This is a genomic window from Streptomyces sp. NPDC006332, from assembly GCF_040612855.1.
Classification (GTDB): Bacteria; Actinomycetota; Actinomycetes; order Streptomycetales; family Streptomycetaceae; genus Streptomyces.
Map to the genome: position 1 here is coordinate 55,442 of NZ_JBEXRA010000047.1, position 22,068 is coordinate 77,509.

Here is a 22,068-nt window from a genome sequence, read left to right on the forward strand (position 1 = left end):
TCCCCCTCTTCACCTACGTCGTTGTGCTCACGGTCATGGACAGGCTAATTTGACACCTCGACACACGTCAACTGGCACTTGACAGAACGTCGATCACCTCCACCGGTCACCCCTCTGCCCCATTTGACCGATAACGACGATTCCAAGGAGCCCATCAGAGTGGGCGCATGAGCAGCCGGACCCATAGAAGCGGTTGACCGAGGGCCCCGTACGTAAAACGCTTAGGCAAAGCGGAGACGGCAACTCCGGTAACCCGTGGCCGAATTGGGGTGACACGAACGAGTGATTCACCCTAGGATCTTCAACAGCGGAAGTGTCCGCCTCACTCGGGAACCCCCCGTGTGACAACGGGTGAGTTGTGCCCTCTTGCATTAAAACAGCCCCGAACGTGCTCGTGGTGCGGGGATCCGTGACCTCAACCAGAGGACGTGAAACCCCCATGGAAGACCCTCCCGGAGAGATGGATTCTCCGTACCACTGCACTCCGCATTCACAGCGTGAACTTCATTCTGTGTCTCTGCTGCTTTCTTTAGCCAACTCCGACACGGAACGGAAGCAGATTCTCGACTCGTTCGGCACGACGATCGAGGAATTCGACGATCTCTTCGGTCACGGTTCAGGATCAACCGGCCTCGACGACAGCTGACACCACGACATCAGCGCAGGTCAGCCCGGGCTGGAACCCACTCCAGACCCGACTCCGTCGTCCGCTTTCGCCATGCCGTCCATCGTAGGAGCCGTGAAGAAGAAATGCCGTCCTCCACACCGCCGGTCATTCGCACCGTCCTCGAACAGTCCTCTCGCGTCTTGCAGACCTATGAGGTCGACCCTGGCCTCGTTCCGGAACACGCCAACGGAGAACGCCGCATCACTCAGGGTGGATACGGCGACCGTCAACTCTTCGAACTTGTACAGAACGCGGCCGACGAGATCGCCGCCGAGCCCGGAGGCTCCGTCCAGGTCGTCCTCACCGACAGGCACCTCTACTGTGCCAACGAGGGCGAGCCGGTGACCCCCGAAGGGGCCGAGACCATTCTTCGAATGAGCATGTCCCGCAAGCGAGGTGGCCAGATCGGACGATTCGGCGTGGGTGTGAAATCCGTTCTGGTCGTCACCGACACGCCACAATTCTTCAGCAGCTCCGGCTCCTTCGGATTCGATCGCGAATGGGCACGCGAGAAGATCCGGTCCGTCCCCGGCGTACGGGAACGCCTGGGTGAACGGTTCGAGGCACCGGTGCTACGCATGGCGCGTCCCCTGGACGCGGACGCCGAGCGCGCCCTGGACTCCGTCCTCGACGAGCTGTTGAGCTGGGCCACGACCGTCGTCCGCCTGCCGCTGCTCCCCGGAGCCGCCGGCAGGTTGGCGCTGGACATGCACGGCGGGCGGACCTCCGCCGGATCGGACCGAGAAGAGTTCCCGCTCGGGTTCCAACTCCTCTCCCCCCATGTGGGGAAGGTCGTTCTTGAGGACCGTCGGCCACGTCCGCCCGTCCGACGCGTGCTGACCATCGCGCAGTCCGGGGACCTGCGCACCGTGGTGGAGGAGCGGACGGGGAGGCCGACCGTCAGCAGCGGCTGGCGGGTCTTCTCCACCTCCCACGAACCCGGTCCGGCCGCCCGAGCGGACGCCGGTGAACTGCACGACCGGCTCGCCCTGGACCTCGCCTGGGCGGTGCCCGCGCTGGTAAGGGACGAGAAGAGCGGGCTCCACGTCAGCCCGCAGGCGCGGGGACGGGGTCGCTTCTGGTCCTTCTTCCCGACCAAGTACGAGATGTCTCTGAGCGGCATCCTCAACGGTGCCTGGAAGACCAACGAGGACCGTCAGAACCTGCTCGACTCTTCCGCGTTCAACGAGGAGATGGTCAAGGTCTCGGCGACGTTGGTGGTCGACTCCCTTCCCCACCTGGCCCCCGCCGAGGATCCGGCCGCCTACCTCCCGCTGTTGCCCGGCCGTGTGAAAGAAGCAATCAGCTGGGCCGACGAGTTCCTGACCAGGGAGATCTGGGAACGGGCCGCGGTCCGCCCATCACTGCCCGACCAGGAGGGCGTGCTGTGCGTCCCGACCGAGTTGCGCGTCCCTCCGCGTCTGGACAAGGAGCGCAGCGCCCGCTGGTTGCGGATGTGGCACGAGTCCCCCGGCCGCCCGTCGAACTGGCTGCACCCGAACGCCGAGGCAGACACGATCCGCGGCGGAAAGGTCGAGCACATTCTCGGTGCGGCCGCACACAAGCGGGCCGATGTGCGCGCATGGCTGGAGGCACTGGTCGAGTGCGGCGCCGCCGAGGCGTCCGCGACAGCCATCCGCATAGTCGCCGACATGGTCGACTCCGGGTCCCCGTACGCCGAGGAGGCCCGCAGGGCGAAGATCGTACTCACCGAGGAGCACGGCCTCGTCCCCCCTGTCCCCGGTCAGGTCTACCGCCGCGCCGACGAGGACGGGCTGCGCGAGTTCCTCGTGTACGTGGTCGGCGAGATCGCCGGGGACCCTGAGCTCGCCTCGGCGCTCAACCTCCTCGGTATCCGTGAGGCGGACGTCGAAGGCAGGTTCATCAGCGTCCTCGACCAGGGCTTCGACGGATACGGAAGCGCCGACTGGGAGCGCTTCTGGGAGCTGTTCCGCCAGGCCGGCGGGCGCCGCCTGACCCACACCGTGCTCCGGCACGTGCCGAACGCCAGGGAGGTCCTGCGCGTGCGGACTGCGGACGGGAGGTACCGCGCGGTGCGCGACTGCATGCTGCCGGGTGCTGTGGTCGACGCGGGACGCGACCCGAGCATCGCCGTCGATACGAGGTTCCACTCCGACGACCTCTCCTTCTTCCGCGAGATCGGCTTGCTGGAACGGCCGTCGACATCGGTGCGCCCCGAGGGCGAAAGCTGGTTCGAGGAGTACCGCGCAGCGGTCCATGCGGCCTATTTGCGGGGCCTGGACCAGCGGGCTCCCCGCCCGGCCCTCAACCGTATGAAGGTGGAGGGTTCCGCGATCGGCGGCCCGCTGCACCTCTTCCGCTCGCTTTCCGAGGAGTCCCGAGCGGCCTTTCTGAAGGCGCTGCCGGACGACGCGGTGGTGGACAACTGGACGCGTCAGATCGGCGCGCAGTCGAGCACCCGGCAGGCCGTGATGTCGCCGATCCGCTGGATGCTCAGGAAGTACGGGACCGTCTCCACCTCCCAGGGCATCAAGGCGCTGGGCGAAGCGGTCGGCCCTCAGCTGGTCGCCTACCGCGACGTGCTTCCGGTCGCCGACATCTCACCTGAGAAGGCCCGCAAGCTGCGCCTGCCCACCACGGTCGACGAGGTCCCGGCGGCACGCTGGGAGACTCTCCTGTCCGAGGTGACCCGGAGCGAGGACGACGCCTTCGTCGGCAACACCTACGTGATGCTCACCCGGTTCGGGGCGGACTTCCCCGAGGACGCGCTGACCCGCTGCCGGATCGGCGACACCTGGGACACCCGACCCGACGACGAGATCACCGTCGCCGTCGGCCCGACCGAGTACCGGGCCTTGCGTGCGGAACAGCTTCCCGCCCTGCTCGTGGCGACCGTCGAGGACGCCGAGCTGATGGTCGAGAAGTGGACGATGAAGCGCTACACCGACGCCATCACCCGGGAGACCCGCGATGTCCCGGAGGGCGATCCGGTCCCGCTCGTGGAGCTGTATCCCGCCCTGCGCCAGCGGCTGAACAGCGCCAACCGGAATGCCATGGTGCAGCGGTGCACCGAGTTGGAAGAGGTGACCCGGACCCCGAACGCCGCGAAGACCCGCCCCTTGGACGCGGTGCGCCAGGGCACCACGGTCAAGGTCCGTGTCCCACTGGAGTACGAGCCGATGCTCCGCCTGATCGACCGCGAGCTGGAGCTCGGGCTGGGCACGGCCGGTTGCAGGGCGGTCCTGGAGCACCAGGAGCGAATGGCCCGGGACAGCAGGACCAAGGCGGCACTGAAGGCCGTACGAGACGCGGACGACGTGGTCACCAAGATCGAGCTGCTGATCGGCGATGAGGCCCTGCGGTCCGGGCTGCCCGAAGGGCTGATGGAAGCTGAGCTGGAGGCGACCGGCGGTGCGGAGCCGTCCGGGCACCGGATCGCGCAGATGGCCTTCAACTCACGCGGCGACAGGGTGCTCCACCACCACGCCCGGGACATCCAGGCCAAGTTCCCCAACGCACCCGTCAGCTACGGCGGTTCGTCGGCCGCCATCGCCTTTGTGTCGAGTCTCGGGCTGCCGGTGACCTTCGCCGGCTCCCGGACGCCGTCGCCGCCCGTCTTCGAGACGATCGACGGTCCGCGGGACTTTCCCCGGCTCCATGACTACCAGGAGGACCTGGTCCGCAACATCACCACGCTGCTCGACCGGCTGGCGCCGCAGCGCGCCATGCTGTCGCTGCCCACCGGCGCCGGGAAAACACGCGTCACCGCGGAAGCCGTGATCCGCTGGGTGAAGCGCCTCGGCGAGCTGCAAGGACCGTTGCTGTGGATCGCGCAGACCGAGGAGCTGTGCGAACAGGCCGTACAGAGCTGGAAGTTCGTGTGGAACAAGGTGGGGGCGGAGCGCCCGCTCACCATCAGTCGACTGTGGGGCGGCAACGAGGTCGGGAACGTCGAGGGTCACCCGCACCTCGTCGTCGCCACGGACGCCAAGCTGGAACGGTGCCTGGGCACCGACCCGTACGAGTGGCTGCGGGAGGCCTCACTGGTGATCGTGGACGAGGCGCACACCGCTGTCTCCCCGCGGTACACCGCCATCCTCGGGAAGTTGGGGCTCACCCAGTACGAGACCCGACGTCATCTGCTCGGCCTGACCGCCACCCCGTACCGCAACACCAACGAGGAGGAGACCAATCGGCTGGCCGGTCGCTTCGGCCGCCGGCGCCTCGACGAAGGAGTCTTCCCCTCCGGCGATCCGTACGGGGACCTGCAGAAGTGGGGGATGCTGGCGCAGGTGGAGCACCGCACTCTTGAAGGCGGCACCATCGAGTTGACCCGCGACGAGAAGGCGCAGACCGAGCGTATGGCTACGCTCTCGCGCTCCGCCGAACAGCGGCTCGCCGAGGACCACGCACGGAGCCGTCGCATCGTCGACGAGGTGGCCGGCCTTCCGGAGGACTGGCCGACTCTGCTCTTCGCGACCTCCGTGGACCATGCCAACTACCTGGCCGCCCTGTTCAACGACCGGGGGGTCCCTGCCGCCGCCGTGGACTCGACCACCAGCGCCCAGGACCGACGCCGACGCATCGAGGACTTCCGCGACAACCGCATCCGCGTGCTCACCAACTACGGTGTGCTGACCCAGGGGTTCGACGCTCCGGCCACCCGTGTCGTGGTGGTGGCCCGCCCGGTCTACAGCACCAACGTCTACCAGCAGATGATTGGCCGTGGTCTGCGTGGCAAGGAGAACGGCGGCAAGGAGACCTGTCTGATCCTCAACGTCAGCGACAACATCGCGAACTTCGACACCCAGCTCGCGTTCACCCAGTTCGAGCACCTCTGGAGCCGCAAGTGACCGACGTCTACCTGGACAGCCCGTCGCTCACCGACGAGCAGCGAGCCGTGGTCGAACAGCCCTGGGACGCGCGTGTCCTGGTCACCGCCGGGGCAGGTGCGGGCAAGACGCACACCCTGGTGCGACGGCTCGACGCGCTGTGCGGACACGAGGACCCGGATGAGGCGCTGAAGGCCGCCGAGATCCTGGTGCTCACCTTCTCGCGGGCGGCAGCCCGCGAACTGCGCGAACGGATCTCCCGGCACGGAGAACGGGCCCGCCGGGTGCGCGCCCGGACCTTCGACGCGTGGGCCTACGAGGTGCTCCGCCAGGCGCATCCCGACGGCGAGTGGGGAGGGGTCGGCTTCGAGGAGCGGATCGCCGCCGCGACCCGAGCGATCGAGAAGGGCGCGCTGGAGACAGACGACGCCGTCCCGCCCGCTCATGTGATGATCGACGAGGTTCAAGACCTGCTGGGTGGGCGTCGCGAGCTGGTGGAGACGCTGCTCGACCGGTACCAGGACAGCTGCGGCTTCACCGTCGTCGGGGACGCCGCCCAGTCCGTCTACGGCTTCCAGATCGAGGACCCGGGCGAGCGGGCCGACGAGACCGGCAGGTTCTTCGACTGGCTGCGCTTCTCCTACCCCGACGACCTGGTGGAGCTGCGCCTCACTCAGAACTTCCGGGCCGCCACCGCCGAGGCCCGGATCGCGCTCGCGCACGGCCCCCGCCTTCAACAGCTCACCGACCCGGACGAGGCAGGATCGCTCTACGACGAACTGCGCGACCTCCTCCTGGACCCGGTCAACGCCATGGGTGGCCTCACCGACGAGTTCACCCTGGACGGTCTGCGGGACCTCTCCGACACCTGCGCCATTCTCACTCGCGACAACAACGAGGCCCTCGTGGTCTCCGGCCTGCTGCACGCGCACGGCGTCGAGCACCGGCTGCGGCGCCCGCTCGAACAACGTCCGGTGCCGTACTGGGTGGCCGAGCTGCTGCGCAGCACGCAGGGGACGGGCCTGACCGAGGACCGGTTCCGTTCCCTCCTCGCAAGGATCCCTCTGCCGTACGAACCGAACGCCGGCGCTCTTCACACGGTGCTGCGTCGGGTCGCACGCGGACCAGGCCGCGGTGTGCTCGACGTGGACCGACTGCGCCGCGCGGTCGCCGACGGCAGGTTCCCCGACGAGGCGGCCGACCCGGAGACCACCCGGATCGTCGTCTCGACCGTGCATCGCGCCAAAGGCCTGGAATTCGACCGGGTGATCGTGCTGACCCCACCCACCGTCGCCGACCTTCACCAGCGGTACGGCAGCGAGCTGGACCTTCCCGCCGAGACGCGCGCCCTGTACGTGGCCATGACGCGCGCCCGCCATGACCTGTACCACGTGGCTCCTCCCGAACTGCCTCACTTCAGGAGGGTCGGGCATCGGCGCGGAGGCCGCCGCTATCTCGGTTCGTGGCGGTCTTACGACAGGTACGGGATCGTCGCCGAGGCAGGAGACGTGTGCCACGACAACCCGCCTGGCCACGAGACGGCCGCCGTCGCCACCCAGAACTATCTCCTGGAGCAGGTCCGTTCCGGCCAGGAAGTGGTGCTGCGCAGGCGCCACGACCTGCCGATGGGCGAGACACAGAGCCCGCCCTACGCCCTGCTGCACGACGGGCGGGAGATCGGCGAAGCGTCGCGGCGGTTCCGCGAGGAGCTGTTCCAGGTGCAGAAGGTGAACCGTACCTGGGACCCCTGGTGGCCCGACGAGATCCGCGAACTGCGGATCGACACCCTGGAGACCGTGACGGGCAGCACCGCCGCCGGCGCCAACGCCGGACTGGGTGAGCGAGGCGTGTGGATCGCCCCGCGGATCACCGGCATCGGCCGGTACCGGCGAGCCGACAACGACGAGGAGCAGCGCGCATGACGCACGGGGCAGGCCGACACTCCGAGCATTACCGGGTCCGCGACGAGGAACTCCTCGTGGGGCTCCGCCGTGAACTGCTCGGCCCCGCCGAGGACGCCGCCCCGCACGACCGGGACGAGGTCCTCACCCAGGACGCGCCGATCGACCGCTATCTCACCGGCGTGCTGTACCCGCGTGCCTCCCAGGAGCGAAAGGCCGAGATCGCCGCCGAACAGGACGGCCCGGACGCCACTTCCGTACTTTCCCGCGAGGACGCTGAGGAGTCCGGCACCGCGCAGGATGTCGGAGCGGCCGGAGACAGGCGTCCCTCCTCCATGGGCCTGACCTTCGCGGTCGACCCGACCATAAGCGACACGATCGTGGTCTCTACCCGGGCTGCCGTCTACGAGCCCATGGACTCCGAAGGCAACCTGATCCCTGCCCGCCGGGCAGAAGCCCGTACCACCGCAGAGCAGAGGGAGCGATGGCGGCGCAGGGAACTGCAACTCCCGGACCAGCGCATCGACCTGACGGCGCCCGCGCCGGCCGAACCGGTCAAGCTCCTCGCCAAGAAGGTCGCGCTGCACGTCATCGTCCGTCGTCCTGACCGGGAGACCGGCGTGGTCTCGGTCACCGTCACGTTGATAAACCAACAGAAGATCAGTGAACGGGATCTCCAGGACGCCTTCTCCCTGTTCCAGTGCGGGCTGACCGTCCGGGCCGCCGACGGCTCCACCGCGTTCGTCGACCGTTCCGCCCCGTTCTCCGCTCACGATCCGGAGATCGCCACGAGTCGGCTGCTGCACCGCCACGCCCCGACCTTCGCCGTCGGACACGGCTGCTCCGCCGCATGGGACTGGACCCCGCCGCCGATCGGCATGACCGACACCGTCCATGCCGCCGTCGCCGAGGTGCGGAGCGAGTTCGTGCCCAGCGTGGAGGTACTGCTCACCGATTCCAACCCGGAGATCGACAGCTCATCGCTGTCCATGTCGGGGCTGGCCGAGAACTCCGACAGCGAGGTCTTGGCCGCTTTGGAAGCGCTCGCCACGGGTTACGAACGCTGGATCGACCGGAAGTCGGCCGAGGCCGGCGCTCTGACGGGAGGCATTTACGAGGAGTGCGCGCGGAACCAGGTGAAGGCCTGCGTCGAGGCACTCGGCCGGATCCGTGAGGGCATCAAGCTGCTGCGGGACAAGCCCGACCTGATGCTGGCGTTCCGGCTGGCCAACCGTGCCATGGCCGACCAGCGCGCCCGCAGCAAGTGGGTGAAGGAGGGACGCGTCGGCGCTCCCGACCCCGCGGCCGGAGAATGGCGTCCGTTCCAGATCGCCTTCATTCTGCTCTGTGCGGCCGGTATCGACGACCGCGAGCACCCCGACCGGAAGATCTCCGACCTGCTGTGGTTCCCCACCGGTGGTGGAAAGACGGAGGCCTACCTCGGGTTGATCGCCCTGACGTCCTTCCTTCGCCGTATCCGCAAGGGCGCGGACGGCGGCGGTGTCACCGTCCTCATGCGCTACACGCTGCGGCTGCTCACCCTTCAGCAGTTCGAGCGAGCGGCGACCCTGCTCTGTGCCATGGAGTACCAGCGGCGCCGCACTCCGGAACTCGGTCATGAGGAATTCTCCGTCGGCATGTGGGTGGGGCGCTCCGCGACCCCCAACACGCTGGCCGATGCCGACGCCAAGCTCGACGAGCTGCGCGCGAACCTCGACAAGCGGCTCGCCACCGAGAATCCCGTCCAGTTGCACGCCTGTCCTTGGTGCGGGACTCGCCTCGACGCCCGGGACTACGAGGTCGACGAGGACGCCAAGCGAATGCGTGTCCGCTGCCCCGGTACGGAGTGCGACTTCGCCGACGGCCTGCCGATCCACCTGATCGACGAGGCGGTGTACAGCGCCCGACCGACGTTGGTGATCGCCACCGTCGACAAGTTCGCCTCGATGCCCTGGCGTCCGGCGACATCGGCGCTCTTCAACCTCGACGACCCGAACGACGGCACTCCTCCCCCGGAGCTGATCGTCCAGGACGAGCTGCATCTGATCTCGGGTCCTCTGGGAACCCTCACCGGCCTCTACGAGACCGCCGTGGACGCTCTCGCCGACTGTCCCAAGGTGATCGCCTCCACGGCGACCATCCGCAGGGCCGCCGATCAGGGGCTGCACCTCTTCGCCCGCGACGTACGGCAGTTCCCCCCTGCGGGTCTGGACTCCCGCGACTCGTGGTTCGCCGTGGAGACTCCGCGGGAGGAGAAGGCGAGCCGCCGCTATGTCGGCCTCCTGGCCCCCGGCACCAGCCAGTCGACGCTGCTCATCCGCACATACGCCACGTTGCTGCACCGGGCGATGCACGCGGACACCGAGGACAAGGTGCGCGACGCGTACTGGAGTCTCGTTGGCTACTTCAACAGCCTCAGGTTGCTCTCCGCTGCCGAACTCCAGGTCCACGACGACGTGGTGGCCTACCTGGAACTGCTCGCAGAGCGTGAGGGCGTGAAGGTGCGCTCGGTCGCCAACTACTCGGAGCTGACGAGCAGGATCGACGCCAGCGAGATTCCCGTACGACTCAAGGGCATCGAGAAGAAACTCCCCGACGAGGACACCGTGGACGTCCTGCTCGCCACCAACATGATCGCGGTGGGCGTGGACGTGGATCGCCTCGGTCTCATGGCCGTGATGGGTCAGCCGCAGACGACCGCCGAGTACATCCAGGCCACCAGCCGGGTCGGCCGGGCGCACCCGGGCCTGGTCGCGGTCATGCTCAACTCGTCCCGTCCCCGCGACCGTTCCCATTACGAGAGCTTCCAGCACTTCCACTCGGCTCTCTATCGCGAGGTCGAGTCGACCTCCGTCACCCCCTTCTCCGCCCGCGCCAGTGAACGGGGCATGCACGCGGTGATCGTCGCCCTCGCCCGCATCCTGATCCCGGCTGCCCGGCCCAACGAGGGCGCCGGCAAGGTCGAGTCCTACGCAGACATCCTGGAGGGCCGTATCAAGTCCGTGCTCATGGACCGCGTGCGCACGGTCGCCCGGGAGGAGACCGACGCCGTCTCCCGGGGCTTCGACGAGTTCGTCAAGTGGTGGCGCGATGAGGCCAGCAATCACAGCGGCCTGCTCTTCGAACCGAAGCGGGGCAATCGTGCACCCTCGCTCTTGAAGCCGTACGACGACGAGTCCGAGCGCGAGGCGTACTCCACGCTGTGGAGTCTGCGCGACGTCGACGCCGAGACCGCCCTGTTCATGGAGGGAACCCGATGACCCCGCCCCCCGCCCGTCATCGCCGGACCGCCGCTGGAGGAGGCACGCCCGCACACAATCTTCTGCGGCGTGGTTCCGTCCGTCGCGCCCAGGCGATCACGACGTACGGCGTCGGATCGCTCATCGCCGTCGACCAGGAGTCCTTCATCGTCTCCGGGCTGGACGAGGCCGATCAGAGCTGGGACGACGACGAGTCCCCGAAGATCCACGAACGCCGCCTGGCCCGAGTGCTCGGCGTCGACTACTTCCGTCTGCCGCCCGCGTCCGACGACACCAGCAGGGACGGTCTCCGCGTCCGACGCTTCCCCCTGATGCACTCCTGCCCCGAGTGCACGGAACTACAGCGACACGGCGACTTCAACCCACCCGCAGGCCGGAGCGTCTGTGGCTTGTGCGAGGTCGACCTCGTGCCTTCCCGTTTCGTCGTCGCCTGCGAGTCCGGACATCTCGGGGAGTTCCCGTACTGGCAGTGGGTGCACCGCTCCACCGACCGCGATGCCACCTCGATCGGGCAATGCGGAGGCACGTTGCAGTTGCGCTCGTCGGGGCGTACGTCCTCCCTCCGTTCGATCCTCGTCTCCTGCACCTGCGGACAGACGCCCGAGGTCTCGATGGAGGGCTCCTTCCGCAGGAACGCGCTCAAGGACCTGGGTCTCAAGTGCCGAGGCCCCCGCCCGTGGCTCGGCACGTCCGCCACGGCCAAGGAGTGCGGCCTCCCCCTGCGCACGCTCCAGCGCGGTTCGTCCTCGGTGTGGCAGCCGGTTCTGAAGTCGGCGCTCTCCATCCCGCCGTGGAGCAGCGGCCGTGCGGATCCGCTCGCCGAGCACTGGGATGCTCTCCGCCAGTACGACCGTCGGGAGCACGTCGAGATCTACCTCAAGGGAGCTTTCAAAGGCGGCGCATGTCCTGTTCCGCTGGACGAGGTGATGACGCTGCTCGCCGCGGAGCGCGAAGAGGACCCCGAAGGTGAGGCGGCCCCCACCTTCGATCACCGCTACCGCGCCCTGCGCAACAAGGAGTACGAGCGTCTCCGCGCGGGCAACGACGAGAGCGAGCACTCCCGCGACGAGCAGTTCGTCTGCGAGACTCCCCTGGGCGACCAGAGCGTGCTCGATCCACTGGGCGTCACCGGCCCGATGCTGGTCAAGAAGCTCCGCGAGGTACGCGCCCTGAAGGCGTTCACCCGACTCATCGACGCCGAGTCGACGACCGATTCCAAGGAAATGCCGCTCTCCGAGCATCCCTTGCGCTGGCTCCCGGCCATGGAGGTACGAGGCGAGGGAGTCTTCCTCCGCCTGGACGAGGATCGACTCGGCCCCTGGGAGAAGATCGTGGCGGTGGCGGCCAGGGTCGAGCGGATACGTACCGCTCATCAGCGTGTGCTGGAGCAGCGGGCCGACGACCCGAGCCGCGCCCTCCCCTCTCCGGCCACCCCTCGCATGGTCCTGCTGCACACCCTGGCCCACGTCCTCATCAACGAGTGGAGTCTGGAGGCGGGCTACCCGGCCGCTTCTCTGCGCGAGCGTCTGTACGCAGCCGACGACATGGCCGGGGTGCTCGTCTACACAGCGACAAGCGACTCGGCGGGCAGTCTCGGTGGATTGGTCGCGCAGGGCGAACCGGAGCTTCTCGACCGCACGGTCCGTTCGGCCATCCATCGCGCCGAGTGGTGTTCCTCCGATCCGCTCTGCATGGAGACCGAGGCAGCACCCAGCGCCGGCCGCACCAACCTCGCCGCCTGCCACGCCTGCGTGATGCTCCCGGAGACGAGCTGCGAGCACAACAACGTCCTGCTCGACCGCGCGCTGCTCGTCGGTACACCGGACGATCCCCATGTGGGCTTCTTCGCGAACATTCTGGAATCCTGACACCTGGATGGCAGTGGGACGCCGCGCAGATCGGCGTCTCGCACCACTGATTCGTACGGGCGGGGACTGACGCGGTAGCTGAGGCTCCGCTTCAGCCCTCGCCTCTTCGACCATGCGCGCAGTTCTGCACGTGGCTTTCCGGGGCCTTCTCCAGACCGCATGCACCGTGGCCGGGCGGCGACCGGCGACTCGGCGGCAACCGTGCCTCAGCGACATTCTTCCGTCAGGCGCTCCACCTGCGAGTCAACTCGTCCGTCGCGTTTGCCCAGTTCAGCGTCGTAGCGGGTTTGAGCGCGGTCCAGTACCTCGTCCGCGTCACAGCCATGAACGCGAAGCCAATGAAGGAAGTCCGTGATGGCCGTGACCACTGACTCCTCGGCCAGGGCCCGGCCCAGCCTGCCCGAGCCCGGCCGAAAGGGCGATTTCACGGCAGCGTAGAAGTCCAGCAAGGCCTCAGCCCGCAGTACCTCGGGGCCCTCCACGTGCCCGTTCGGCGATGCAAGGCCCGTCGCCAACTCACACCACGTGACTTTCCGGTTGAGGCAGAGCTGGACACCCCAGCGGACCGCGAGCGCATCGACGAGGGCCATGCCCCGCCCCGACTCCGAGTCGACGTTCGCGTCCAGGAGGGTGGGCAGGGCGCGTGTGTCAGGGTCGTGGACTTCGATGCGCAGATGGACACCGTTCATCGAGACCACGAGTGTGGCCGGTGTGCCCGCACCGACGTGCGTGATGATGTTGGACACCAACTCACTCACACACAGCTGGGCCACGTCTGTCACGTCGTGCAGGCCCCACATCCCCAGGTGCAGCCGCATCAGTCGGCGCAGAGCGGCTACTTCCTCGGGTTCCGCGGTGAAGTCCAGGTCCCACGCCTTCCTTGCCATACACGCTTCCCGGATCACGCAGACCGCCTCTCGTCGCATGCACCGCCCACTTGATCAGCGGAGCGTTACGCCCCCTCACGGTGAGTGGCGCCGCCATCAGAATGGCGTGGTCACATCCCGTCGTGCAATGTGCACGGCGGGATTCCCACTTCCGAGTGATTGGCAGGTGCGCACCTTGGCGCGAGACTGAACGTCCGCTATTCCACGGAGGGTTGAGATGGCTGGATCCCCGACGGCGCGCCGCCGCCGTCTCTCGATCGAGCTGAAGAAGCTGCGAGAGAACAGCACCCGGACCTGCGCACAGGTCGGTGAGGCCCTGGACTGGAGCGGATCCAAGGTCAACCGGATGGAGACGGGGAGCGGCCGGGTTCAGCCATCGGACATCGACGCACTGTGCCGGTTCTACGGCACCACCGACGAGCTGCGTGACTTCCTCAAGTCCTTGGCACGGGAAGCCAAGACGCGTGGTTGGTGGCAGGTGCACGGCTCCGGTGTGCCCGAGTGGTTCAACATCTACATCGGGCTGGAGCAGGAAGCCTCCACGTTCCGCCAGTACCAATGCGAGTTGATCCCTGGTCTCATGCAGACCGAGGCGTACACCAGCGAGCTCCACAAGACAGGAGCTCACATGTCGGCCGAGGACATCGGCAAGGCGGTGCGTGTACGCATGGAGCGCCAGACCCTGCTCACTGGAACCCACGCCCCCGATGCCTGGTTCGTCGTGAACGAGGCCGCACTGCGTCACGTCATCGGGGATCAGGCGTTGATGCGCGAGCAATTGGAACGCGTGCTGGACTCGGCCGAGTTGCCGAGCGTGACCTTGCAGGTGTTGCCGTTCGACTCAGGCACCTATCCGGCGACAGGCTCCTTCACCATGCTGGGCTTCCCCGACCAGGAAGACCCGGACCTGGTGTACCGGGACGGCATCACCGATGCCGTATACCTCGAAGGCGAGCATCATGTTCGGGAGTACACGAGGGCGTTCGACGGCTTGAGAGCCGCAGCCCTCAGTCCGCAGCGTTCCACCCAGCTGATCAACTCGGTACTGAAGGAATACGCAAGTTGAGCATCGCAGCGTCCACAGCCCAAGACCCTCTGGTGTGGTTCACGTCGTCATACAGCAACGGCGCCGGGGGTGAGTGCGTCGAGTGTGCCTCGTCCGGTGAGCGTGCGCTGATACGTGACTCCAAGAACGCGAGAGGCCCCATCGTCGCGGTACGAGGCAGCGCTTGGTGTTCCTTTGTGCAGGCCTTGAGTCACGGCGAGTTGGCCTACACCGGATCCAGTGGCACTGCGAAACACCGGTCCGGACCAGGCCGATCGTGACACCGGGGCACTCCTCGGCGACGGCGATGTACTACCGGAGCGAGCGCAGGTCCACCCACCCGCACGATGCCCGTGCGGTGTCGGACGATTTCAACGGGCCTTGGACAGCGGACACCGCGACGGCCACCGTTGGAAGCAGCAGAGCCGACGAGGAGGAGTCTTCATGGCCGCCCCTGCCCTCACGATCGGGTGCTTCCCCTACGACACCACGCGGGCGCTGTTCGACGGGACCGTCAGCACCGACGGCATCGACGTCACGATGAAAACCGCGGCGACCCTGCCAGAGCTCTTCGAGCGGCTCATCCGCGGAAACGAGTTCGACGTCGCCGAGCTCGGTCTCACGTTCTACCTGCGGCTGCTGGAGACCGGGCTGCCGTACGTCGCGTTGCCGGTCTTCCCGAACCGCGTGTTCCGTCACTCGTGCATCTTCGTCAACACCCACAGCGGGATCACCGACCCCAGCGATCTCGCGGGCAAGACCATCGGCGAGTTCGGCGTCTACGGTCAGGACTCCGGTGTGTGGGCCAAGGGAATACTGATGGACGAGTACGGATTCAAACCCGAGGAGAGCCGCTGGGTGATCGGCGGCCTCGAACACCCCGCTCCCCCCTTCGACTTCATCCCCCATCCACACCCGGCCGAAGTCGACGTGCGCGTCGCGCCCGAGGGAAAGACACTGAGCGCGATGCTCGACGCCGGTGAGATCGACGCGCTGTTCTCGGCGAATGTCCCGCAGTGCGTGCTCGACGGATCCCCGAACGTCACCCGGCTGTTCCCCGACTTCGAGCCGCTGGAACGGGACTACTACCGCCGAACCGGCATCTTCCCGATGATGCACACCGTCGTCGTCCGGCGGGAACTGCTACGGGACCATCCCGGCCTCGCGCACGGCGTCTACCGTGCCTTCTCCCGGGCGAAGGACGCCGCTGCCGAACGCTACCGCCAAAGCCGCAGGCTCTATCAGGTCCAGACCATGATTCCGTGGATGAACGCCCTGGTGGACCGCAACGGTGAGGAGTTCCCCGAGGACTGGTGGCCCTACGGCATCGCGGCCAACCGCGCCGCCCTCGACACCTGCCTGCGCTATCACCACCAACAGGGCCTGACCAGCCGGCAGTGGAGGATCGAAGACATCTTCGCCGCAGGATTCCTCGACACGTAGCCGCCGTCCTTCACGAACAGCGATCTTCACCAAGTGGGGCCGATTCGAGGCATCTTGGTGGTGCCAAATGGCACCGGCATTGCCGGGTCATCACGACGAGTGCGGTCCGGTACCGGCGATCATTCGATGTGTCCGGTGTCGGGGTCCACTTGTGAGAGGAACTCCCGGATGGCCTGCTGGAGATGCTCCGTGCCGGCCTGCACCGGAGGGTGGGCGCTGAGCCCGAACCCGTACTGCGGGTCAGGGCCGGTCAGCCAGGTGAAGTGGTAGGTGCCCGGCTCACCCTCCGGCTGGCTGACCTCGAACTCCTCACCGTCGACCGACATCCGCCACGGCTTGTTCGCTGCCATCACAACCTGCTTTCCCTGGCCCCGGAGACGGGTGCGCACGTGTCCCCCACCGCACGCGTGCCACGATCACACACTCGTCTCGATCACACCGTGAAGTCGGCCGCCTTGGTGTCCAGCGTCGTGTCGCCGTCCTTGTCGGTGGCCAGAACAGCCACGTGCCACAGACCCCGCGGGGACTCGGCGGCATCGGCGCGGGTGACGGCGACCTTGTAGGTGCAGCGCTCAACGTCCCCACCCGAGGACTTGCAGACGGCCGACTCCGCGGCGGCCATCTCCTTGGCGGTCAGCCCCTTCTTCGCGAAGGACGAGTTCGCCGGCCAGGCCAGCACCTTCACGCTCTTGACATCGGAGGACGCCGTGACGTCAGTGGTGAAGGTCAACGAGCCGTCGCGGTCACCGGCGGGAGCGGTGTAGCGGGCCGTGCTGTGCGCCAGCGCCGGAGGCTGGTCCCCGGCGTAGGCGAGGGCGAAAGCACCGGCACCTCCGAGGACGACGACACCGGCAGCCACAGACAGAACGATACGACGCGACATGAGAGATTCCCCTGACAGTCTCAGCTGGATCACACCGGCGCTCTCGGCGGCGCCGTTGCATCCATACTGGTCGCGCGGCGGGCGCCGGGTATGAGCACGGGTACTCAACTCCCGCCTGAGTAAGGGCTCTTCCGTGAGTGGGGATGCAATCCCGGCGGCGGACTGGTCCTAGTGCGTGGTCGACTCAGTGTGTAGCGGCGGTGGGAGGACGTTCTGCGACGACGTGGCGATCGGGGACTACGCGGACTGGGCGCGTGATCTGTTCAGAGCCACCGCTGAGCCGCCTCAACGCTGTCCCCACCGCTCGTGTTGAACGCGATGGCGGCTTGGGGCGCGTGACGCCGGATCAGGTTCACGATCTGTTCGAAGAGTGGAAGCAGAGGCTCGGTCTTGCGGATCCCGCCGCCGACGACCACGACATTCCACGGCTGCTTGGTCAACGATGCGACGAGGGTGGACTCGGCCGATTCGTCGAACATGATCAGAGTCATGGCCGCATCGATACCGTGCTCACCGAACCGGGCCAGCTCCGCATCGAGCGCCGTACGAAGAGCCTCTCCGTCGACGCCAGGTATCGCTTGCGGGTCGTAGCCAACAACAAGTGCAGAAGACATGCGGCCAACCTACCGAGCCCTGCCCAACATGATCCGGCGAACAGACGCTGGCCGATCCGCGCGCTCTCGCCTCCTCCGCGTCCTCGTCGATGAACTTCATGAAGCACGCGAACAGCTGCTGCACCTGCCGGAGCCACAGGACGACCGACTGCGGGAATTGGCCCGGCGTCTACCAACCCCTGCTCGTCACCAGTCGTGCCTTCCCGTCGTTGTCAGGGTTATCGCGCACCCGGCAACTTCGGAAGGGAAGATCACGTGCTTCGTTCGACCATGGGCCGTGTGGTGGCTGCTGTTCTCTGTACTGCGTCCCTCGCGGCTGTGCAGGCAGTGCCCGCCAGCGCCGCCGATCGGACCGACAAAAAGATCTCCTTCAGCTTTCAGCGGGAAATGGAGACCAGCACCTGGAACCAGAAGCGTGGATCCACATCCTTCACGGTGACCTGGTGCAGGGAGCGGGAGACGTTCTATGTCGAGCTGCGGCGCTCGGTGATCGGGTCGGACATCAAGCTGGAGGGGCACTCACTGGCATGTGCGAGGGGGAAGCGTGCCTTCTTCACGGCTCCGAACGACGGCACCTACTACTTCTACCTGAACAAGCTGCACGATTATGAGTGGGCCGAAGGCAACGCCACGGTCGGTTATCCGAGTTGACTCGGATGCTGCTGAGGGCCGGCACTTTGATGCCGCCGTGCGGCGTTCGCAGCTCCGCCAACACGACACTTCGGCAGTCGGACCCGACACTCACATGGAGTAACGTGCTGGCGTGTCCACGCCTACTCCGCCTCAGAATCCCTACGCGCAGCAAACACCTCCCGCGCCGGGGCCGATTCACCCCGGTCCGTACGCTCCATACGGCGGTCAGCAGCCCGCCGGGCCGTACGGGTCCCCCTACCCCCAGCAGCCCTATGGCTGGGGTGCCCCGCCTGTGGTCCCGCCCCCGAAGAAACGGCGCGCAGGTCTTGTCCTCGGTATCGTGGGCGGCGCCGTGGGTGTGGGCGTAGCGATCCTGGTGGGGCTCGCGCTGATCGGCCAGATGACCGAAAGCGGCTTTCCAGAGGCGAAGTTGGAACTGACCGTGCCCACGACGCTGATCGATGGCCGCTTCGAACTCGCGCAGAACCTCTCCGACTCCGAGGGCAAGAAGATCGTAGACGAGGCGAACGGCGCGTGGGACGCCAAGGACACCGCGGCCGCGGTCGGCCAGTACAGCCTGGGCGGTGACGACACCAAGGGTGTGCTGGTGCTATCTGGCATGTATGGCCGGTTCAAGAACACGGACAACGTCCGCCAGAACATGCTGAAGGGCGTCGGTGAGGCGGATGGCGTGAGCGTCGCCGTCGGGCCGAGGGACTTCACGCGGGACGGCTCGCCCACCGTCAGCTGCGAGGTGGTCACCCAGAAGAAGCTGGACACGACCGTGACTTACCCCGTATGCGCCTGGGCCGACGCCAACACCGCTGCCACGGTCGCCCCGATAACCGCGAAGGCGGCCGCACAGGCCCCTGCCGAGTTTGACCTGGCTTTCTACGCGAAATTCACGCTCCAAGTGCGTTCCGAGTCGGTGAAACCAATCAGCTGACCGCCCGCGTGGACCGGCTCGAACTCACCGAAAAACGCGGCTCCTGCACGTGGACGAAGCCACCAGGGTGCCCACAGCCAAGCAGCTGTGGGCACCCTGCGTTTGGCGTTCCGGCCGCCGTTGGTGCACCCCCGCTGAGAGCGCACCCCGCTCCCGCCCGGAACGGCGTGCAACCCCTGGCCTTGCTCGGGAGTCTCCTGTTCGCACCGACCCGCATGCCCTGCCAACTCTGGGAGTTTTTCCTTGCGTAAGCGTGTCTGTCTCGTTGCCGTGGCCGCCCTCCTGGCCTCCGGTCCGACCTCACTGGCGCTGTCTGCGCCGGCTTCTGCCGCGGCCGCGAAGTACGCGGACGACTTCAACGGCGACGGCTACCGCGACCTCGCCCTGGGCGATCGCACCGCCACCGCCGGCGGCAAGAAGGAAGCCGGCGCGGTCGTCGTCATCTGGGGCACGGCCCAGGGGCTCAACCGGGCCAAGCACACCGTGGTGAGCCAGAACAGTGCGGGCGTCGAGGGTGCGGCGGAGGCCGGCGACTTCTTCGGCGCGAAGATCACCACGGCGGACATGAACAAGGACGGCTACGCCGACATCGTCGCCACCTCCCCCGGAGAGGAGACCGGCAGCGGCAACCAGGGCACGTTCACGATCCTGTGGGGCAGCAAGACGGGGATCTCCGGCGGCAGTTCGTACGCGACGCCGTCGGGCCGTGAGGTCGGCTTCGCCAAGGACGTCGCGGTCGGGGACTTCGACGCCGACGGCCGCCTGGACGTGGCCGCTGTCGACGACGAGTACGTGTGGTTCGTGCGCGGTGCGTTCACCAAGTCCGGCGCCCGCGGCAAGGCCACCAATCTCGACCCCATCGACGGCGAGGACATCAACCCCGAGCTGGTCGTGGCCGGCAAGGTCACCAAAGACGGCACCGCCGACTTCGCGGTCATCGGCTGGGACGCGGACACCAACAGCAACCGCGTCTGGTTCTACCGCGGCAGCTCGACGGGCCCGGTCAAGCCGCCGAAGAAGACCGGCCTGCCCGCCTCCTCCGAGCTGGTCGGCTCGGCGGCCGTGATCGCGGACTTCGACAAGAACGGCTACGGGGACCTGGCGGTCGGTGTCTCCCGCTCCGGCAAGGGCGGCGCGGTCCACGTCCTGAAGGGCACCTCCACCGGCTTCGGCACCGCCAAGACGCTGTCGCAGGACAGTCCAGGTGTTCCCGGCGGACGCGAGTCGGTCGACTACTTCGGCTACGACGTCTCCGCCGCGGACACCAACGGTGACGGCTATCCGGATCTCGCGGTCGGCGTCCCCGGTGAGGTGATCGGCAGCAACCTCTTCCGCACCGGCGCGGTCACCGTCCTGCGCGGCAGCGCCACAGGCCTCACCGGCACCGGCGCCCGCCAGTACGACTACGCCAGCGCTGGGGTGGAGGGAGATCCCGCTGAGGAGAACGACACCTGGTTCGGCGCCTCCGTCCTGCTGCGCGACTTCAACCGCGACGGCCGCGCCGAGCTGAACGCCGCGGCCTGGGACGCAGGCCGCCTCCACTTCCTGCCCGGCACCACATCAGGGCCCACCGGCACCGGCTCCGCACTGCTGACCGCCGCCGAACTGGGCCTGGGAACCACCCGGACCTCCTTCGGTGCCGCACTGGCGGACTGAAACGGCACCCGGCGCAACCGGGTGCCTCCCCTCCACGCGATCTCGGCAGCCGGCTGCTGCTGATTCTCACCAGCGCACGTCGGCGGCGCGCCCAGGCCCTCTGGAGCCGGGCGCGCCGCCTTACGTGAGCGTGCTGGCGCCAGGCGGCGGCCAGATCAACGCGACTGCGTCTCAACTCCCGACGGGACTGACACCTCGGATGCGCACCCCCTAATTTTGAACGCGTTCAACTCTTGCTCTAGGCTCGTCCTGAGACGGAGGAGGGGTGTCCGATGAAGATCGTGATTCCTGGTGGGACCGGACAGGTCGGCGCGGTTCTGAAGCGCGCACTCGACGCCGCCGGTCACGAGGTCGTGGTCCTCACCAGACGCCCCAGCCGCGAAGGCGAGGTCCCATGGGACGGTCGGACCCTGGGGCCATGGACGGCGGCGGTGGACGGCAGCGACGTCGTGATCAATCTGGCCGGACGCACGGTGAGTTGCCGGTACACGGCGGCCAATCTGCAGGAAATGATGGACTCCCGGGTCGACTCCACCCGGGTCGTGGGCGCCGCGATCGCGGGCGCCGCCCGACCACCCCGGGTCTGGCTGCAGATGAGCACCGCCACGGTGTACGCGCACCGCTTTGACGCCCCCAACGACGAGGCCACCGGTGTGATCGGCGGTACCGAACCGGGCGTGCCGGACTACTGGGCATACAGCGTCGAGATCGCCAAGGCCTGGGAGCAGGCCCAGCAGCAGGCCGAAACGCCGGCCACGCGCAAGGTCGCTCTGCGCTCGGCCATGGTGATGAGCCCGGACCCCGGCGGGGTCTTCGCCGTCCTGCTCGGGCTGGCCCGCCTGGGTCTCGGCGGCCCGGTCGCCGGTGGAGCGCAGTACGTGTCGTGGATCCACGAACACGACTTCGTGCGCGCGGTGGAGTTCCTGATCGACCGGGAGGACATCGCAGGGCCGGTGAACCTGGCGGCTCCCGATCCTCTGCCGCAGCGCGCGTTCATGCGTACCCTGCGCTCCGCGTGGGGTGTGCCGGTTGGTCTCCCCGCGACCAGGTGGATGGCTGAGGTCGGCGCGTTCGCCCTGCGGTCCGACACCGAACTGCTGCTGAAGAGCCGCCGTGTGGTCCCGGGCCGACTGACCCAGGCAGGCTTCGACTTCCAGTACGCGCAGTGGCCGGAGGCCGCGGATGAGCTGGTGCGGCGGGTGCGTAATCGGGTGCGCGGTCGGGTGCGCAATCGGGTCGGAAGCGGTTTCGCGGCACGCCGGTGAACGGCTCCGGGACGGCGGCCGGTGTGGCCGTCCCCGCCGCGGGTCGGCCTGTGCCGCACCAGCCACCCTGCGCGCGACGCGTGCAGCCCTGTGCCGCGCACACCCGAAGTGCGGGGTGTGCCGGGTGAACGAGGAGTTGGCAGTCACGATGACGACAGCACCGGTGTCCGTGCGCAGAGTCATGCC

At 67.6% G+C, this 22,068-nt stretch carries 16 protein-coding genes; 12 read left to right on the forward strand and 4 right to left on the reverse strand.

Annotated features, from left to right (window positions below; all coding sequences use genetic code 11):
* The first annotated feature begins 511 nt into the window (after window positions 1–511).
* From ABZ027_RS32760 to ABZ027_RS32780, 5 genes are all read left to right on the forward strand, one after another.
* The gene (locus tag ABZ027_RS32760) at window positions 512–646 is read left to right on the forward strand and encodes a hypothetical protein (protein ID WP_356774681.1); all 135 of its coding nucleotides are present in this window, start codon (window positions 512–514) and stop codon (window positions 644–646) included.
* Window positions 647–750: 104 nt separating this feature from the next.
* A complete protein-coding gene (locus ABZ027_RS32765; RefSeq protein WP_356774683.1) occupies window positions 751–5,502 on the forward strand; it encodes a DEAD/DEAH box helicase in 4,752 nt (1,583 codons plus the stop codon).
* Window positions 5,499–7,403, forward strand: a complete 1,905-nt coding sequence (locus ABZ027_RS32770; RefSeq protein ID WP_356774685.1) for a UvrD-helicase domain-containing protein — start codon at window positions 5,499–5,501, stop codon at window positions 7,401–7,403. Before ABZ027_RS32765 ends, ABZ027_RS32770 begins: the two co-directional genes overlap by 4 nt.
* A complete protein-coding gene (locus ABZ027_RS32775) occupies window positions 7,400–10,642 on the forward strand; it encodes a helicase-related protein (RefSeq protein ID WP_356774687.1) in 3,243 nt (1,080 codons plus the stop codon). Before ABZ027_RS32770 ends, ABZ027_RS32775 begins: the two co-directional genes overlap by 4 nt.
* On the forward strand, window positions 10,639–12,510 hold the full coding sequence (locus ABZ027_RS32780) for a DUF1998 domain-containing protein (RefSeq protein ID WP_356774689.1): 1,872 nt from the start codon (window positions 10,639–10,641) through the stop codon (window positions 12,508–12,510). The genes ABZ027_RS32775 and ABZ027_RS32780 overlap by 4 nt, the downstream gene beginning before the upstream one ends.
* A 206-nt stretch (window positions 12,511–12,716) precedes the next feature.
* Here the strand turns inward: ABZ027_RS32780 and ABZ027_RS32785 are convergent, their stop codons facing one another.
* A complete protein-coding gene (locus ABZ027_RS32785; RefSeq protein WP_356774691.1) occupies window positions 12,717–13,397 on the reverse strand; it encodes an ATP-binding protein in 681 nt (226 codons plus the stop codon).
* 217 nt (window positions 13,398–13,614) lie between these two features.
* Between ABZ027_RS32785 and ABZ027_RS32790 the strand changes: the two genes are divergently transcribed.
* The 3 genes from ABZ027_RS32790 to ABZ027_RS32800 all read left to right on the forward strand — a co-directional run bounded on the left by ABZ027_RS32790 (window position 13,615) and on the right by ABZ027_RS32800 (window position 15,885).
* On the forward strand, window positions 13,615–14,463 hold the full coding sequence (locus ABZ027_RS32790) for a helix-turn-helix transcriptional regulator (RefSeq protein WP_356774693.1): 849 nt from the start codon (window positions 13,615–13,617) through the stop codon (window positions 14,461–14,463).
* Complete coding sequence (locus ABZ027_RS32795; RefSeq protein WP_356774695.1) at window positions 14,460–14,723, forward strand: DUF397 domain-containing protein; 264 nt, start codon at window positions 14,460–14,462, stop codon at window positions 14,721–14,723. The genes ABZ027_RS32790 and ABZ027_RS32795 overlap by 4 nt, the downstream gene beginning before the upstream one ends.
* A 163-nt stretch (window positions 14,724–14,886) precedes the next feature.
* Complete coding sequence (locus ABZ027_RS32800) at window positions 14,887–15,885, forward strand: 4,5-dihydroxyphthalate decarboxylase (protein WP_356774697.1); 999 nt, start codon at window positions 14,887–14,889, stop codon at window positions 15,883–15,885.
* Window positions 15,886–16,004: 119 nt separating this feature from the next.
* Here the strand turns inward: ABZ027_RS32800 and ABZ027_RS32805 are convergent, their stop codons facing one another.
* From ABZ027_RS32805 to ABZ027_RS32815, 3 genes are all read right to left on the reverse strand, one after another.
* On the reverse strand, window positions 16,005–16,235 hold the full coding sequence (locus ABZ027_RS32805; protein ID WP_356774699.1) for a hypothetical protein: 231 nt from the start codon (window positions 16,233–16,235) through the stop codon (window positions 16,005–16,007).
* 83 nt (window positions 16,236–16,318) lie between these two features.
* Entirely contained in the window at window positions 16,319–16,768 is a 450-nt protein-coding gene (locus ABZ027_RS32810; RefSeq protein WP_356774702.1) for a DUF5707 domain-containing protein, read from the reverse strand.
* Between the two features lie 263 nt (window positions 16,769–17,031).
* On the reverse strand, window positions 17,032–17,382 hold the full coding sequence (locus ABZ027_RS32815; protein ID WP_356774704.1) for a hypothetical protein: 351 nt from the start codon (window positions 17,380–17,382) through the stop codon (window positions 17,032–17,034).
* 255 nt (window positions 17,383–17,637) lie between these two features.
* Here ABZ027_RS32815 and ABZ027_RS32820 point away from each other — a divergent pair, with 255 nt between their 5' ends.
* The 4 genes from ABZ027_RS32820 to ABZ027_RS32835 all read left to right on the forward strand — a co-directional run bounded on the left by ABZ027_RS32820 (window position 17,638) and on the right by ABZ027_RS32835 (window position 21,882).
* Entirely contained in the window at window positions 17,638–18,033 is a 396-nt protein-coding gene (locus ABZ027_RS32820; protein ID WP_356774706.1) for a hypothetical protein, read from the forward strand.
* A gap of 322 nt (window positions 18,034–18,355) precedes the next feature.
* Window positions 18,356–18,961, forward strand: coding sequence for a hypothetical protein (locus ABZ027_RS32825; RefSeq protein ID WP_356774708.1), 606 nt, complete (start codon window positions 18,356–18,358; stop codon window positions 18,959–18,961).
* Between the two features lie 243 nt (window positions 18,962–19,204).
* Entirely contained in the window at window positions 19,205–20,617 is a 1,413-nt protein-coding gene (locus ABZ027_RS32830; RefSeq protein ID WP_356774710.1) for an FG-GAP and VCBS repeat-containing protein, read from the forward strand.
* Window positions 20,618–20,889: 272 nt separating this feature from the next.
* Window positions 20,890–21,882 (forward strand): TIGR01777 family oxidoreductase, encoded by a 993-nt coding sequence (locus ABZ027_RS32835; RefSeq protein WP_356774712.1) that lies wholly within the window; start codon window positions 20,890–20,892, stop codon window positions 21,880–21,882.
* The last annotated feature ends 186 nt before the right edge of the window (window positions 21,883–22,068 follow it).